Raw genomic sequence first — 16,254 nt, forward strand, 5'->3', positions numbered from 1 at the left:
GGGACTATGTTTTCTATCATTATATGATTTCATCAACGGTATATCCAATGAGCTGCTCTTGTACGTTTATCGAGTGCCGGATTGTTATTGTCCTTTACTACTTAGTCCGTTAAATAAGCTAACGGACTGGCCCTATAAATAAAGAGCCTCCAGTGTGGAGGCTCAAAATGTCCGTTTTTGTATGGGATTGCCCTAAGCCCTGCTGGGGAGCGCGGCTTAAGCGCTTGTTTCGTAAATTTCTTTCAACCGGCTCCAGGTGAGCTGCTCGGTGGAGGCGACCACCGTATCCGCAATAGCCAGCGTCTCGGGATGGCCGACGCCGACGGATACCATATTCGCCGCATTCACAGCTTCAAGGCCCGAGAAGGCGTCCTCGATGCCGATGCAGTTCTTCGGCCGCGCCCCGAGCGCCTCGGCGGCTTTCAGGAATACTTCGGGATCAGGCTTGCCGCGTTCCAATGCCCCGGCATCGACGATGTGGTCGAAATAATCCGTGATGGCCAGAGCTTGCAGGATGGTCTGCGCGTTCCGGCTTGCCGAAGCGACCGCCATCTTGATCCCGTTGCTCTTCAATTCCGCAAGCAGCCGGGGGATGCCCGGCAGCAGGTGCTCCGGCCGGATCGTGCGGATGAGCTCCTGGTACCGGCTGTTTTTGCGGGCCATGAACTGTTCCTTCTCCGTCTCGGAGAACGTGCGGTTCGCTTGCTGCAGGATCAGCTCGAGCGACGCTTTCCGGTCGACGCCCTTCAGCTTCTCGTTATACGTCCGGTCGAACGGAATGCCAAGCTCGTCGGCGAGCTCTTTCCAGGCTTGGTAGTGGAACTCCGCCGTATCGGTCAGCACACCGTCTAGATCGAAAATAACGGCTTCCAGCTGCCGGTTAGGCAAGGAAACCTTCCGATCCACACGCACCGATTTCCCCAAGTGGCGGATCGTCAGAGGGACGCCATCGACCAGCTCGTAGGTCGTTTGGTCTTTCCGGACGCTAATGGCCAGCACGCTTCCGCGGTACACCATGCGAAACGTGTAGCTTGGCCAATTCGGCGGAATGACCGGTTCAAAATACAGCTCTCCGTCATATTGTCTCATGCCGGCAAAACCGTTGACGATCATTAACCAGCTTCCGGCCATCGAAGCGGTATGAATACCGTCCTTCGCGTTCAAGTGGTAATCGTCCAGATCGACCCGCGCCGTCTGCATGAAGTAATCGTACGCTTCGTCCACATACCCGAGCTCAGCGCCCACAATGCCGTGAATGCAAGCGGACAGCGACGAATCGTGTGTCGTTAACGGCTCGTAGTACTTGTAATTCCGCTGCTTCTCCCAAGTCGTGAACCGGTTCCCCTGGAGGAACAAGGCCATCACCAGGTCGGCCTGCTTCAGCACCTGGTGCCGGTTGATCACGAGCGCATGATAATGCAGCATTAATGGATAGTTTTCTTTCGGCGTGCCTGCGAAATCCCATTTCGCTTTGGTCAGGAAGGTATCGTCCTGCCCGATCAGCCCCTTGTCCCGGTGCACGTACATATGCTCGGCGGCCTTGGCCCAGCCTTCCACTTCTTCTTCCGTGAGCCCCATCGCCTGCTGTAGTTGGGTCCAGCGTTCCGGCTGCTGCGCACGCAGTTCCGCCGCTACCTTCACGGCATATTCCAGTTGGTCCTTCACCATAACATTGGTGTACGTGTTATTGTCAATGACGGTCGTGTATTCATCCGGGCCGGTTACGCCGTTGATGCAGAAGCCGCGTCCTTCGATCCAATCGCCCGCATCCGCAAAGAAGCGCGACGTTTCGAACAGCATTTCGGCCCCTTCGTGATATAAAAATTCCAAGTCGCCGGTCGCTTCCACATACTTCTTGAGCGCATAGGCGATGTCCGCATTAATATGATACTGGGCGGTGCTTGCCGCATAGTAGGCCGATGTCTCCTCGCCGTCGATGGTGCGCCAAGCGTAAAGCGCTCCGGCCTGGGACATTTCCGCGGCGCGATCTTTGGCCTTCGGCAATATATGATGCCGGTAGCGCAGCAGCTGCTTGGCGATGTCCGGCTTCGTGTACAGGAAGAACGGCAGGATATACGTCTCGGTATCCCAGAAGTAATGGCCGTCATAGCCTTCGCCGGTGATCCCCTTCGCGCCGATATTCGTCCTGCCGTCGCGGCCTACCGACTGCAGCAGGTGGAAAGCGTTGAAGCGAAGCGCCTGCTGCAGCGCCTCGTCGCCTTCTACGAGGATATCGGCCGTTTTCCAGAACGCATCCAAAACCTCGCGGTGCGCTTGGGCGATCGCGTCGAATTTGGCCTTCTTGGCATCCTCCAGTTCCCGGGTCGCCTTCTCCAGCAGCTCCGCTTCCGGGTAATCCTTGGAGGAATAGTACGTGATATACTTTTCCAGCACGACCGTCTCGTTGGCCTCCGCCGCCACGCGGAACCGCTTCTCCAGCCGCTGCCCTTCCAGCCGGGTATCCAGCCGGTACGGATGGCTCAATTGATGCTCAACACCGCAAACAAGCGAGAACCTCGTCATCTGCGTCTGCTGCAGCAGAGCCGCGAACGTATGGTTCTCATACGATTCCTTCGTCTGCAGCACTTGTCCGCCGAAGGCCGAGCCGGCACGCGGGTCCCCGGAGGCTATCTGGTTCGTCACCTCCCCGTTGATCGCCGAAACGAGCAGAAGCTCCCCGGAAAAATTAAGCGGCGTCACTTCATAGCGGATCACCGCGAGATGCTTATTCGTGAAGGAAGCGAACCGTTCCGTCCGAATCCGGACTCGTTTGCCGGCGGCGGTTTCCCATACGACCGTACGGGTCATCGTGCCCTTGCGCATATCCAGTTTACGTTCATACTGCTCATGCTTGCCTGTAAACAGGCTGAATTTTTGTCCGTCCACATAAAGCTCGATGATTTTGCCGTCCGTCACGTTCAGCATGGTCTGATGGTATTTCGCAAAGCCGTACTGGCGCCCCTTGCTGTAAGCGATCGGGGAGGAATCATAAAATCCGTTCAAGTAGGTGCCGTGAAGCGAGGTCCCCTTCGGACCGTCGTAGCCCTCCTCGAAGTTGCCTCTCATGCCGATATATCCGTTACCGACGGCAAACACCGTCTCGTCCCGTTGATTCGTCTCCGTATCGAAAGAGCTTTCCGTGATCGTCCACGGCTCGTAAGGATAAATGATATGACCTGTTCGCATCGGTTTCTCGCTGTCTCCTCTATGTTCTTCTTTAGTCTAACAGGACTCCGTCCTGGCGAAGCTGCTGCTGCAGATCCTTCACATTCAATTCATGCGGACTGACGCCCCGCTTCACCGCCATACCGGCTGCGGTTCCGGCCGCCTGCCCCGTGGCCATGCAGCTTGGGGAAAGACGCGTCGTCGCCAGCGCTTCGTGCGAAGTGGAGATGCAGCGGCCTCCCGCAAGCAAATTCGAAACCCCTTTGGCCAGCAGACAGCGGTAAGGAATATCATAAGCGCCGTCGCCAGCGATCCAGGCCGCGGTGACGCCTTTGTTCTTCGGATCGTGGATATCGATCGGATAGCCGCTGCGGGCAATGCAGTCCTCGAACCGGCGGCCTTCCGTCACATCCGAGATTTGCAGGCTGTACACGCCGTCCAGACGCCGCGTCTCGCGAATCCCGATCTGCGCGCCGACCTGCGAGATCGATGCTTTCTCAAACCCCGGAAGATGCTTTACCATAAAATCGGCTACCATCAGCACTTGCTTGCGGCCGAGCTCCTCCGCTTCCGTCAAATCCTCCACGCGGGTTCCGTCCAGCCCCTGCACACGCGTCGTATTGACCAGCACCTCGTCTTCGCCCGGGCCGGTAAAGAAGAGAACCTGATCCCGGTTGATCGGCAGCGCCGCTTCCTTCCAGTGCTTGTAGAAGCCTTGAACTGCCGTCAGCGGCAGCTGATCCAGCTCATCGATCGGCGTTTTCTTGTAAAACTCCTCCGGATGCTCAATCATGTATTGCTTTACCTTGGCCAAATCGACGCCGCGCATACGGAACTTCATCGTCATCGGCTGGGTGAGCTGATCTTCATCCCGGCCTTTCAGAATCGGCGCGCCGGCCAGATAAGCGACATCCGCGTCCCCGCTCGTGTCAATGAACATTTTCGCTTTCACATCGATCTTGCCGGACTTTGTGGTCAGCCGAACCGATTCGATCCGATCATTCTTCACCGTCACGTCGTCCACAAAGCTGTGAAGCAGCACCTTCACGCCGGCCTCGCGAAGCATATCCAGTACAAGCACCTTATAGATTTCCGGATCATACGGGGTAATCGTGCTGACGAACCCGCACGTATCCCGAACGTGCCCCGGAGAGGCGTTCAGTGCCATCAACCGGTCGACGATTTCCTGGGCGATCCCGGCGATGACCTGCTTTCCGTCCATTGTATGATAGGTCATCCAGGGATACACGAGCGCGATCGTCGACATCCCTCCCAAAAATCCGTATCTCTCGATGATCATCGTCCGCACTCCGCTGCGTCCGGCTGCAATGGCCGCGTTGATTCCTGCCGGCCCTCCGCCGACGACGACAATATCCGTTTCGATCGTTTGCATTGAAAAACAGCTCCTTTTCGTATGCCTTATCCTTTAATTCCCGTGCTGGCGATCCCTTCGATAAACCATTTCTGAAAAATCGACACAATGGCGATCAGCGGCAACAGCGCGGAAACAGAGGCAGCCATAATTAAGGTATAGTTCGTACTGTTCTCGTCCACGTAGTTCGTGAGCGCGAGCGGGATCGTGTACAGGTGGTTGTCCCTAAGAAAAATAAGCGGATTCTCGTACTCGTTCCAGTGCCAAGTGAACGTAAGGATCAGCAGGGTCACCAGAGCGGGTTTGGTCAGCGGCAGCGAAATTTGCCAGAACATACGCCAGTAGCCGGCGCCGTCCACCTTCGCAGCCTCCAGCAATTCATTGGGCAGCGTGCTGAAAAATTGGCGCATGATGAATGTGCCCAGTACCGTGAACATGCCCGGCAGAATCAGCGACATGTGCGTATTGAGCATGCCCAGCTTATCGAACAGGATAAACCGCGGCACCAACAAAATCTGGCTGGGAATAATCATCGTAGCCAGGTAAAGGACGAACAACAAATCACGTCCTTTAAATCTCAGCTTGGCGAAGGCAAACCCGGCGAGCGCGCTTGTAATAAGGCATCCCCCTACCGTGAGCGCGGTAATTTTGATGGAGTTCCAATAGTAGAGCAGGAACGGGTATTTGCCGAACCAAACCTCCTTATAGTTGTCGAGCACGAATCGTTCCGGAATCCAATCGATCGGGTACTTAAACATATCGGCCGGCAGCTTGAAGGAAGATGAGATCATCCACAGAAAAGGCGTGATCATGATCACGGCCAGCGCCGTGAAGATCACCGTCATGACCAGCTTCAGGCCGACCTCTCTCATTTTTAATGTCGTATTCATGGGATGTGCGCTCCTTTACCGGTTAATGGAAGTGGTTAGAACTGATCTTGCCATTTTTTCTGTTCCCGCCATTGCAATATGGTGATCACGAAGATAATCAGGAACAAGACCCAGGACATGGCGGCGGCGTAGCCCATTTCGTAATACTGGAAGGCCTGGATGTAAATATAATAGGCGAGCACCATCGTCGAATTCAGCGGCCCCCCCTTGGTCATCACGGCCACGGCGGCGAATACCTGGAAGGTAGAGATAATCAGCGTCACGGCGATCAGGAAGCTCGTAGGCTTCAGCATCGGAACCGTGATTTTGAAGAAGCTTTTCATGCCCGTAGCCCCGTCGATCGAAGCCGCTTCGTACAAATCCTTGGGCACTCCTTGAAGGCCGGCCATGTAGAGCACCATCGTATAGCCCGTGTACGTCCATACGACCATGATGATGATCGCCGGCAGCGCCCAATCGGGACTGGCGAGCCAGCCGGGCAAGTTCTCGATGCCTAGCGAACGAAGCGTTCCGTTAATCGGCCCGTTCGTCGGATTGTACATCACGCTCCAGACGATCGAGATCGCTACGATACTGCTGACATAAGGAAGGAAGAACAAAACGCGGAGGAAATTTTTCAAATAGACGAATTTGTTCAGAATGACCGCAATCACAAGACCGATGGCCATCGCCGAAGGTACCGTCACCGCAGTAAAGATGAAGTTATTTTTCAGGGACTGCAGGAAATACTCGTCGGTCATCAGCTTTTTGAAGTGAGCCAAGCCGACCCATTCGATCCCCGAGAAGCCCATCATGTAATCCCAATCAATAAAGACCATGACCAGACTGAACAAAAGCGGAAACACGACAAATAAAAAGACCCCTAGAAAATTGGGCAAGATGAACAGATAGCCCGCCAAATTCTCCTTGAGTTTTTGTTGGTTAAATCTACTTTTCACATGAAGTCACCCTCTTTTCTTGATGCTCTCATTGTAAGTGACCCCGCCGCCGGACAGAATGGCGAAAGCTTTGCACTTTAAGGGTGATTCTTGGTTCACATCATGACAAAAAACGCCCCTATCCTAAGATAGAGGCGTTCATCGGCGCGCCCACGGGGCGCAGCCTTATTTTTTCTCCGATTGAATGGCCTTGTCGGCGCGGGTTTTCAGGGCTTCCATCGTTTTGTTAATGTCCTGCACATTCATGAAGTACTTTTCGGATTCCTCGCGGAGAATCGTGTTCAGCTGCGGGAATGCAACCGAGTTGAACCGCGTAGCAAAGGTCAGGTCGCCCTTGATCAGTGCCGTCAACGATTCTTTATCAATAATTTTCTCATCCTGTCCGATAATCAGCTCAGTGATTTTGTTAAAATCCGCTTTCTTGTTGGTCGGAATGCGTCCGCCGGCAACCATATCCATATTGCCTTCCTGCAGGTACCAGGCCATGAACTTGAACGCTGCCTCCTTGTTGGCGCTGTTCTTGTTGATGGACATAAAATCGTTCACACCGCCGTTGTTGACATTCGTTCCCTTCTCAAACTGCGGAGTAGGCGCGAAGGCTACCGCGAAGTCGCGCGGATATTTGGCCGTGTCCTTGATCGTGCGGAGCATGTACGTGCCGCCGTAAACCATTGCGGCTTTGCCCGTCAGAAGCTCATTTGCCGGATCGAGCTTGTTCGCTACGCCTTCCGCCCAAGATACCATGGCTCCCTGGTCATACAACAGTTTCTGCAGCTCCAAGCCTTTTTTCACTGCCGGATGGTTGAAGTTGGACATACCGTCCGCCGTATAGAAAGCATCCTTCGGCTGTACCGTCGCAAGCGCAAATTTGCTGATAAACAGGTCGGAGCCCGGCGTGATGAAGCTGCCCTTCATTCCGTCCTTAGTCAGCTTTTGAGCCAGCGCTACGTACTCGTCCCAGGTCCACTCGACAGGGACCTTGACACCGGCTTCATCCAGAGCCTTCTTATTGATAACGATCATGTCGATAATTTTGTTAGCCGGCAAATAGTGGATTTGATCCTTAAATTTCTGGATGTTCTCCATGCCGATGATCTCTTCGACATTGAAGCCTTCTTTTTGGATCAGCTCGTCAAGCGGAGCTGTCATGCCCGCATTCAGACGGCGGTTCAGGTTGGCCTCCCCGTAGCTGATGAAAATGTCCGGTGCGTCGGATTGCGTCATCAACGCCGTATCCAGCTTCGTATTGCCGGAATCGTCATTGACGTAACGAACATATTCCATTTGAATATCCGGATGGCTTTGGTTCCACTTGTCAATAACGGCTTTCGGACCGTTCTCTTCCGGAACGGCGCCCCACATGCGCAGTTTCACTGCTTTCTTCTCGCTGTCTGCGCCGCTGTTTGCTTGCGTATCGGGTTGGCTTGCGCAACCGCTAACAATTAAGGACGCGGACATGACAACGGCAGCCGTACCCATAACCCATTTTTTCATAGCTTGATTACCCCTCCATGGTGTATGCTTTAGCTTTCGACCTCAGCTTAACAAAGATGGACCTGCGGCAGAAGGGGTGATTCCTGCTAAAAACCGTCTCATTCTTGGTTGCTGCTTATTTGCGGCCCAGCACCGTCTTGCGGTATTCCAGCGGATGAATGCCTTCCACTTTTTTAAACAGCTTGCTGAAATAGTTCGTATCGGTATACCCGACCTTCTCCGCAATTTCATATACTTTGTAGTGCTGGTTCTTCAGCAGCTCCCTCGCTTTATCCATCCGGATCCGGGTTATGAAGTCCATGATGGTTTCCCCGGTTTCCCGTTTAAACAGCACGCTTAAATAGTTTTCCGTAAACCCGATTTCCTTAGCCAGCTCCGATACCTTCAGCGGTTCGTTGTAATGCTCGCGAATTCGCCGGACGACGGTCGCAATCTCCGGTCTCCACTGCTGCGTAGCCAGTGTCTTGTAATATTGAAAATAACCGCCTATCCATCCGCAAAACCACGTGTACAGCTCCTCCAGCGTTTCAATCTGGCGAACGGCGTGCAGCGGGTACCGGTTCCGGTACGGAGGCACGGCGTACAAATCGCCTTTTAACGGACGCAATCCGTGACCGAAAATATGGACGAGCTCCACCCATTCCTCGCGCAGCATATCCGGACTCCGGAAAGGCCCTTCGCGCAGGCTGTCCGTCCAGCGGTCCAGCAGCGCAAGTACGCCGGCTTCGTCCTGCTTTTCAATCAGCTGAATCCATTGCGCCTGCGTCCATGGAACATGTGTCTCCAAGGGACTCGCATAGTGCAGCGAATCGAAGGCAATGATACCGCCCATCCCCCGGTAAAACCGGTGCTCCAGGGCTGTTTTGGCTTGGAGGTAACCGGTGTGCAGCTCATCGGTCGACATCAGCGAATCAGAGTAGCCCACACTTACCGAAAGCTTCAGAAACGTACGAACCGCCTCCTGCATTTCCAGCAGCATGTCGGCTTCCATATAATCGGTGATGACCGCAAACCGGCCTCCCTCGATTTCCACCAGCTCGCCTTCATCGTATTTGCGCAAAATTTCGGTCAAAATGTTGGCCACGGTATAAGACAGCAGCTTCTCGGACTGGAAATTATTTTCCTCCAGCACCTCTTCATACGCGTCCAGCTGAAGGTTAACAATACGGTAAGGGGGGGTGAACGGCGGAATGTGGAATTCCTCGAAGGTCGCCCGGATTTCTCCCGGCGTGCACTGTTTGGTCAGCAGATCCCTCATCCGTTTTTCCTTCACTTCCTTGCCGTACAAGTGTGCCTGCATCTCCAGCCGCGTCGCCGCCGAGGCCGACACCCGCTGCGCCTCAATCTCTTCCTTCAGCCGGATCAGCTTGGCCAAGAGCTCCTCGGGCTCCATGGCCAGCTTCAGGATATAATCGACAGCGCCCAGCCGCAGTGCCTTCTGGACGTATTCAAAATCGTTATGGCTGGAAAGAATTAAGCACTTGGCCGCGGGATACTTTTCCTTGATCCGTTCGATCAGCTCCAGCCCGTCACAACCGGGCATCCGAATGTCCGTCAGCACGATATCGCAAGGGGTCCGCTCCATTACGGCCAATGCTTCATTCCCGTCCGAGGCTTCCCCGACGAGCCGAAACCCGTTCTCTTCCCAGGGAATGATGGTTTTCAATCCGATCCGGACCAAAATTTCGTCGTCTGCAATCAATACGTTAATCATGCTGCGTCGCCTCCTTTGCAAGCGGAAGAGTCACCGTTACGGTTGTTCCTTCACCGGGTACACTGCTTAAGCGGAGCCCATATCCGGGTCCAAAATGCATCGCAATCCGCTCGTTCACATTCCGGATGCCGATGCCGGTCGATTTGGCATGGGACGGCGCTCCGTCGGTGAATACGCGTTCAAGCTGGTCAGGCTCCATCCCTTGTCCGTTATCGTAAATTGTCAGCACCAGCTTGTCCCCTTCCTCATGCGCGGTAATGGAAACCTCCAGCGGGCTGCGATTACCGTGAATGATACTGTTCTCCACAATCGGCTGCAGGGTAAATTGCAGAATTTCGCAAGACATGAGCCGCTCCGGCACCTCGACGTGAACGCGGATATTATCGTGGAAGCGCAGCTTTTGCAAATCCATATACATCTCCAAATGGCTCAGCTCTTCCTGCAGCGTCGTTCGCTCACGGCCTGCTCTCATCGAGATTTCAAGCAGTTTGCCGAGCTTTGTGATCATCTGGCTGACGTGCTGCGCCCCGGAAAGCATCGCTGACCACTTGATGGAATTCAGCGTATTGAACAGGAAATGAGGGTTGATCTGCGCCTGAAGCGCTTGAAATCTCGCTTCTTCCTTGCGCCGCTGCTCTTCGGAAAGCCTCAGGATCAGCTCTTCGAGCCGTCCGACCATCTCATTGAAGCGCAGGCCGAGCTGAGATACCTCGTCCGACCCGCGAACAGACACCCGGGAGGAGAAGTCCCCTTGTCCAACCCGGTCCATCGAATGCAGCAGCCTTCCGATCCGCTTGGCAAATTGCAGCATCACAAATGTAAATGCACACGTGAAAATCAAGAACCAGATAAGCAGCCAAAGCAGTGATTGATTTTTGATCTGACCCAGGCTCGATTGCAGCTCCTCCTCAGGGGCCAACTGCACCACGGTCCACCCCAAATGAGGCATGAACGCCCCATTCAGCGCAAAACGCTGTCCATCGGCTTGAACGCTCCGATACTCTTCCTGCGGGGAAAGCGCATTCGCCCGAAGGGCCAGATTCACGACCTCCTGCGGCAGCACAGGCCCCCGCTGATCGAGCAGCTGCCCATCCTTCTTGATCAGCAGCGTCACCCGGTCTGTCCCGGTCGTTTTCGCCGGAAGGGCGCTCGTCTCCATCGGGGATGGCAGCCCAATCAACAACAGACCCGCCGCTTTGCCGTTCGAGCTGTCTTTAATCAACCGGGACATGACGAACAGCGAGTTCTCTGCCCCAGCCTGCGGCGGAGGAAGCAGCGTTCCTTGATACGCAAGCTGCCAATAAGGCCAGCCTTCCAATCGAAGAGTCTCCTGAACCCAGGCTTCCTTTCGGAGCTGTTCGTACAACGCCGGCTCCTCGAAGCCGGCCGCCGTAGACAAAACATGTCCGCCAAAGTCCAGCAAAGCGACCACGGCATTACTGTCCAGCAGAATGTCGCGAATATTCATCAGCTTTTTGTGAACCGACGTAAATTGCTGGAAAGACGGATAATCGGTCATCCAGCCCTGACGGTGGCTCGTCTGCAAATAAGCCGCCACCTCGGGATCATTGACGATCAAATGAGAGGCGTTGAGCATCCGCTCGGCTGTCCCGTCGATGCTGCTTGCCGTATGGCGCACCGCTTCCTGACGGCTCTGATTGACTTCGCGGCGCACGACCTCTTGGCTGGAAACGTATACGTTATATATGATAATGGTGATGGGAATCAAGATGAGCAGGATAAAGGAAAGTATGATCTTTCCCCGAATTGAGGTCAGGGGCGACTTTATCCGCCGAAGCATGCAGGGTATCCTCCTCTTCGCGATAAGCGTTAACATGAATCGGGATCAACTTTGTAATATAGCATATCTCTCATGGGATGAAAATGAACATATCTTGGCGTTTCGGGGAAATTTCTTTCTGGAAAATGGATGAAAAACAATGCTCGGGGAAAGGGAAACTTCTGGCGCGGACGTCATCTTCGGAGGATAGTGATAATGATTATCATTTTTGGTTATCCTTTTAAAAAGGAGGCAGTTGCCTCTGCCCCCTTCAATCATTAAATCTTCGGTTCAAATGTTTTGCAATCCGTTTCTTCCGAATTGGACGCTTGTTTTCCTCTGTGGCTTACCACGTAAATAGCAGAGGCATTGCACTTGTTGCCATTGGCCCAATACTTACAGGAATTGACTTCGCATAGCACGTCTTTAGCCATATTTATCTCACCTCCTGAAATAAGTATGACCAGATTTACGTTTTTATAGCCATGAAGCATGGGTCAGTCCGCAGCGGGAAAAACGGAAATCAAGGCTTTCCCGCTGCGACTTTTCTCGGTCTCAATTTGTCTGTCACTTTCCAAAAGTCACGGATAATTTTTTATATCCATAAATCAATGGATTAAAACCATACCAAAGGAATGTAGGCGCTGTAGATTAGAACATCATGGTAGACCGGACTAAATAAGTACTTTAGTTCTTGGGGGTGTTTATGATGTTCGACATGCCTCCAGTATAATGCAGGTACGAGCTTGGGCAAATATCGGTGCACGACGTACTCCGCAAAGGCATAGACTAGGGCGCCAAAGAACAGCGCGAGGATGGTCACATAACCATCGAAATGCAGGCAAGTTAATAACTCATTACGGCAATGAATCGTATAACAGGACTGGTGTAAAACTCTCGGTAATGGGACATATGCCATTCCTCCCGTTATCATAATCCAAAACCAAATACACAAAAGACCCAAAAACTAAGCAAAGGAATGCGGCCTCCGACTAAAAAGCCTCACTCAGAAAAGCGGACAGCATTTCTTTTTCCTCTCAATATGATAAATCAGGGACTCGGTTTTGCCGCCAAGCTTTTTCAAATAACATTTTAAATGATCTTGATGAACGTCTGTGCAATAAGCAAACAAATCATTAGATTGATCAAATATTTTGCTGTTTTGGTACGGATTTTAGGTAAAATCATAATACCCATTTGAGAGCCGACAGTGGATCCAAGCGCCATGGCGATGGCGTATGGCCATTGAATAAATCCGGTTTGATAAAATACGATAAATCCTCCGGCACAGCTTCCGAAGATTAAAACTCTTGTCAACTGGGCCGCTTTTATATAGCTGCTATTATTTTTCATAAAATAAAGAATACTGAAAGTAGAAGAACCCGGACCAAAACCGCCATCATAAGCGGCAATCAATATAGGAAAATAAATATTTCTTTTATTTATCGAGTATTGCTGGGATTCCGGGTTAGAATTCCATTTTTTGTTTTTTAAATTAACGGCCAAAGCAGCACATAGTAAAAAGAACGCAAGTACGTTCATGGTCTTCTCCTGTAGATGAGCTGTCAATAAAGCCCCGCCAATGCCGCCTGAAAAGGCCAGTAAAAAGATACAGATTATGGACATGGCTTTCATTTGTTTATGGTGCAGAAGGTAGAATACGCTTGATGCCGCTGCAATGCCGGATGAAAATTTATTGGTTGCAATACTGGTTTGAATAGGAATACCGGTTAGCATCATGGCTGGCACAGTAATGAAGCCGGCCCCCCCTGCGAGTGTGCCAAGAAACGAGGCTCCTAAGCCGATTACAACCAAACTGATGGTGTTCACATCAATCATTCTATATAACCCCAATTCAAAGAAATTCCCGCTAATGCCATTATTTTCGACCCCTTTTAATCCCTCTTTCAAAATATGTTATATAATAGTAATTAATAAATCTAATATATATTTTTTGCCGATTCATAAATTAGAATTATGAAAGGGTTATACCAAATGAACCTCCATGCTTTACGTATATACTGTTCGGTAGCTTCTAAAAAGAGTGTAACGGAGGCGGCCAAAGCTTTATTAATCAGCCAGCCGGCCGTAACCATGCAAATACGCAATTTAGAGAAAGAAACAGGGTTAACTTTAATGGTTCCAAAAGGTAGAGGAATTGAATTGACAGAAGCAGGGGAATTCCTTTTTAAACAGGCCGAGAGGCTTTTTGATATGGAAGCAGATATTGAAAAAAAATTGGAACAATACAAAAAGGGGGAGCAAGAAGAACTTCGCCTATCCTCAACTTATTTGCCTGCCAATTTTTTATTGCCGGCATGGCTGGCTAAATTCAAGAATCAATTTCCACTTGTGCATGTAAATGTATACAGCGGGAATTCCGAACAGGCGATCGATAAGCTCCTTCATTACCAAACGGATGTTGCTTTTGTGGTGAAAGAAAAATGGACGGAGCCGGATATCGCACTTTCCCATATCATGGACATCCATTATTGGTTTATTGTCCCGAAAGGCCATAAATATGATGGAAAAGAGGTGATGTTATCCGATTTAGTTCAAGAACCTTTTATTATGAGGGAAACGGGCAGTTCTACAAGAGAAATTCTTTTTTCTCTTTTTAAAATACATGGCGTGGAACCGCCCTATATCGGGTTACAATTACACGGGTTTAATGAATCCATCCGTGCTGTTATTGCCGGATACGGGGTTATGCTGGCACCTTCTCTTGCAGTGCAGGATCATCTGGACAGGAAAGAGATCGGGCGGACAAAGGTACAAGGAATTGAAGTTAAACGCCCCGTATACCTTTGCCGTCGTAAGGCAGATAAACATATGCCATTAACGCTAAAACATTTTTTGGAGTTAGTGAAGGATGAAACAATGTAAGTTTATATCATATGACAAAATTTATTAGCTTGGTTTTCATGTCCATTCCTTTCGAATTGGGAATATATGTTTTTATTATAAAAAGAAGAGTTCCTCCAAATTGCCCGCTTGATTCCATTCCCAACTCGGGAAAGCCTCCAGGAGCGGTTTTCCTTCCTTGATTTACAGCACTCAGGATTTTCCCGGTTTTCATTTTCAAATTGACTATAAGCCGGTCTTCAAGGATACTCCTCTTCGAATCGGAGCCGACGGCATCGCCTTATCCGCGGACCGTACCACGTTGTATTACTGCCCGGTCACGGGGCGCAATCTATATGCAATCGATACCTCGCTGTTAAGAAACTTTACCACGCCGTTGAAAGAAATCCGCAGTGCCGTACGGGCCATTGGCAGCAAGCGCACGACCACCGACGGGATGCACGCGGATAATAAAGGAAATGTGTTCTACACCATGCTGGAAGGAAAGGGAATCGGCATCTATACACCTTCCAGTCATAGATTCCATGATTTTGTGTCCGATGACCGAATGCTATGGGTGGACGGGGTCGCTTTTGACCAAAAGGGCTCTATTATTTTCAACAGCAACCGGCTTCATGAGATGTTTGGGGGCTATGAGATAGATTGGACTTACCCCTATAACCTTATCATTTGGAAAGCATTTGTCGGCCATGACGTAAAGTCGTATTTGTATGCCGATGGATAACGGGTGAAGCTGGCATTTGAGAAGCTATAAATAAATGAGTAAACTATAGGTAATATAAAGGAGGCGAATCCACATGGCCGATTCGGCGATCCATATGGAAATAGGAATCAGTACTTTTTTGGAGACAACACCCGACCCGGTGACGGGAGAGGTCATCAGCCATGCCGAGCGGCTGCGCAATGCGGTTGAGGAGATCGTACTGGCCGATCAGGTCGGCCTGGATGTCTATGGAATCGGAGAGCATCATCGGCCCGATTACGCCGGCTCCGCGCCCGCCGTTGTATTGGCGGCAGCGGCCGCCATGACCAAGCGGATCAAGCTTACGAGCGCTGTTACCGTGCTGTCCTCAGACGACCCGGTTCGCGTGTATCAAGCTTTCTCCACCCTTGACGGCATTTCCAACGGCCGGGCGGAAATAATGGCTGGCCGGGGGTCGTTCATTGAATCTTTTCCGCTCTTTGGATACAGCCTGGACGATTATGACGAATTGTTCGAAGAAAAGCTGGAGCTGCTGCTTGCGATCCGCTCCTCGGAGAAGGTATCCTGGCGCGGCGGTCATCGTCCCGCTATTCATAACCTTGGCGTCTACCCCCGGTCCGTTCAGAACCCGCTGCCTGTGTGGATCGCAAGCGGCGGGACTCCGCAGTCTGCGGTTCGGGCGGGAATGCTGGGTCTTCCGATCGTATTCGCCATCATCGGCGGAATGCCTGAGAGTTTCGCGCCGTTAGTCGACCTCTATAAAAAGGCCGCAGCGAAAGCCGGGCACGATCCTGACAAGCTGCCGATTGCGACTCATTCGCACGGATTTGTCGGAGAAACCACCGAGCAGGCTGCCGATGTATTCTTCCCTCCCACACAAGCCCAAATGAACGTTATCGGGCGTGAGCGGGGTTGGGGGCAGCCGTACACCCGGGCAACCTTTGATGCCGCACGCAGTCTACGAGGCGCCCTCTACGTGGGCGATCCCGAATACGTGGCGGAAAAGATTATTCTGCTGCGCAAAAACTTGGGGGTTACCCGTTTCTTTCTGCATGTGAATGTCGGTACGTTGCCGCACCGCGAAGTCATGCGAGCCATCGAATTGCTCGGCACCAGGGTCGCGCCAATCGTACGTAAGGAGCTTGCCCGAATCGAGGCAAAGGAATAAACGATTGGCGGGAATCCATTTCACGCGACCTTGCCGTAATGGGTAATAAAGGGGGGGGCATACTCTATCTTTTTGTCAGATCCGCTCCACATTTCAAAAGGCGGCTTGCGGTCTGCAGCATCGGTTGCTTTTTTTCCATGACGAGTCGACCCCTCCTCACCCTTC

At 51.8% G+C, this 16,254-nt stretch carries 11 protein-coding genes and 1 pseudogene; 3 read left to right on the forward strand and 9 right to left on the reverse strand.

All coding sequences use genetic code 11. The features are described from left to right. Window positions 1-216: 216 nt before the first annotated feature. From pgmB to BLT35_RS19040, 9 genes are all read right to left on the reverse strand, one after another. Window positions 217-3,186 (reverse strand): beta-phosphoglucomutase, encoded by a 2,970-nt coding sequence (gene pgmB / locus BLT35_RS19000; protein ID WP_074729461.1) that lies wholly within the window; start codon window positions 3,184-3,186, stop codon window positions 217-219. 31 nt (window positions 3,187-3,217) lie between these two features. Beyond that, complete coding sequence (locus tag BLT35_RS19005) at window positions 3,218-4,558, reverse strand: FAD-dependent oxidoreductase (protein WP_054818618.1); 1,341 nt, start codon at window positions 4,556-4,558, stop codon at window positions 3,218-3,220. Window positions 4,559-4,584: 26 nt separating this feature from the next. Further along, complete coding sequence (locus BLT35_RS19010) at window positions 4,585-5,427, reverse strand: carbohydrate ABC transporter permease (protein WP_082660920.1); 843 nt, start codon at window positions 5,425-5,427, stop codon at window positions 4,585-4,587. A 35-nt stretch (window positions 5,428-5,462) separates the two neighbouring features. After that, complete coding sequence (locus BLT35_RS19015) at window positions 5,463-6,365, reverse strand: carbohydrate ABC transporter permease (protein WP_054818617.1); 903 nt, start codon at window positions 6,363-6,365, stop codon at window positions 5,463-5,465. A 165-nt stretch (window positions 6,366-6,530) separates the two neighbouring features. After that, window positions 6,531-7,859 carry an ABC transporter substrate-binding protein gene (locus BLT35_RS19020; RefSeq protein ID WP_062410436.1) on the reverse strand — a complete coding sequence of 443 codons (1,329 nt, stop codon included), beginning with the start codon at window positions 7,857-7,859 and terminating at the stop codon, window positions 6,531-6,533. A 115-nt stretch (window positions 7,860-7,974) separates the two neighbouring features. After that, window positions 7,975-9,573 carry a response regulator transcription factor gene (locus tag BLT35_RS19025; protein ID WP_054818615.1) on the reverse strand — a complete coding sequence of 533 codons (1,599 nt, stop codon included), beginning with the start codon at window positions 9,571-9,573 and terminating at the stop codon, window positions 7,975-7,977. Continuing rightward, entirely contained in the window at window positions 9,566-11,374 is a 1,809-nt protein-coding gene (locus BLT35_RS19030) for a sensor histidine kinase (RefSeq protein ID WP_074729462.1), read from the reverse strand. Before BLT35_RS19030 ends, BLT35_RS19025 begins: the two co-directional genes overlap by 8 nt. A gap of 257 nt (window positions 11,375-11,631) precedes the next feature. Beyond that, window positions 11,632-11,787 carry a DUF1540 domain-containing protein gene (locus tag BLT35_RS19035; RefSeq protein ID WP_074729463.1) on the reverse strand — a complete coding sequence of 52 codons (156 nt, stop codon included), beginning with the start codon at window positions 11,785-11,787 and terminating at the stop codon, window positions 11,632-11,634. A 658-nt stretch (window positions 11,788-12,445) separates the two neighbouring features. Next, window positions 12,446-13,264, reverse strand: a complete 819-nt coding sequence (locus tag BLT35_RS19040) for a sulfite exporter TauE/SafE family protein (RefSeq protein WP_254777618.1) — start codon at window positions 13,262-13,264, stop codon at window positions 12,446-12,448. 66 nt (window positions 13,265-13,330) lie between these two features. On the opposite strand from BLT35_RS19040, the gene BLT35_RS19045 reads away from it, so the two are divergent. From BLT35_RS19045 to BLT35_RS19055, 3 genes and pseudogenes are all read left to right on the forward strand, one after another. Beyond that, window positions 13,331-14,239, forward strand: a complete 909-nt coding sequence (locus BLT35_RS19045) for a LysR family transcriptional regulator (RefSeq protein ID WP_254777619.1) — start codon at window positions 13,331-13,333, stop codon at window positions 14,237-14,239. Between the two features lie 163 nt (window positions 14,240-14,402). Continuing rightward, window positions 14,403-14,942: pseudogene (locus BLT35_RS19050) on the forward strand (L-dopachrome tautomerase-related protein); the annotation flags it as partial. A 94-nt stretch (window positions 14,943-15,036) separates the two neighbouring features. After that, a complete protein-coding gene (locus BLT35_RS19055) occupies window positions 15,037-16,089 on the forward strand; it encodes an LLM class flavin-dependent oxidoreductase (protein ID WP_062411117.1) in 1,053 nt (350 codons plus the stop codon). The last annotated feature ends 165 nt before the right edge of the window (window positions 16,090-16,254 follow it).

The sequence above is a fragment of the Paenibacillus naphthalenovorans genome, assembly GCF_900099895.1.
Lineage (GTDB): Bacteria > Bacillota > Bacilli > Paenibacillales > NBRC-103111 > Paenibacillus_G > Paenibacillus_G naphthalenovorans.

Bases quoted from the DNA above. Each gene is read 5' to 3' on its own strand.
- pgmB (WP_074729461.1), bottom strand. From the start codon at position 3,186: ATGCGAACAGGTCATATCATTTATCCTTACGAGCCGTGGACGATCACG.
- BLT35_RS19005 (WP_054818618.1), bottom strand. From the start codon at position 4,558: ATGCAAACGATCGAAACGGATATTGTCGTCGTCGGCGGAGGGCCGGCA.
- BLT35_RS19010 (WP_082660920.1), bottom strand. From the start codon at position 5,427: ATGAATACGACATTAAAAATGAGAGAGGTCGGCCTGAAGCTGGTCATG.
- BLT35_RS19020 (WP_062410436.1), bottom strand. From the start codon at position 7,859: ATGAAAAAATGGGTTATGGGTACGGCTGCCGTTGTCATGTCCGCGTCC.
- BLT35_RS19025 (WP_054818615.1), bottom strand. From the start codon at position 9,573: ATGATTAACGTATTGATTGCAGACGACGAAATTTTGGTCCGGATCGGA.
- BLT35_RS19030 (WP_074729462.1), bottom strand. From the start codon at position 11,374: ATGCTTCGGCGGATAAAGTCGCCCCTGACCTCAATTCGGGGAAAGATC.
- BLT35_RS19035 (WP_074729463.1), bottom strand. From the start codon at position 11,787: ATGGCTAAAGACGTGCTATGCGAAGTCAATTCCTGTAAGTATTGGGCC.
- BLT35_RS19045 (WP_254777619.1), top strand. From the start codon at position 13,331: ATGAAAGGGTTATACCAAATGAACCTCCATGCTTTACGTATATACTGT.
- BLT35_RS19055 (WP_062411117.1), top strand. From the start codon at position 15,037: ATGGAAATAGGAATCAGTACTTTTTTGGAGACAACACCCGACCCGGTG.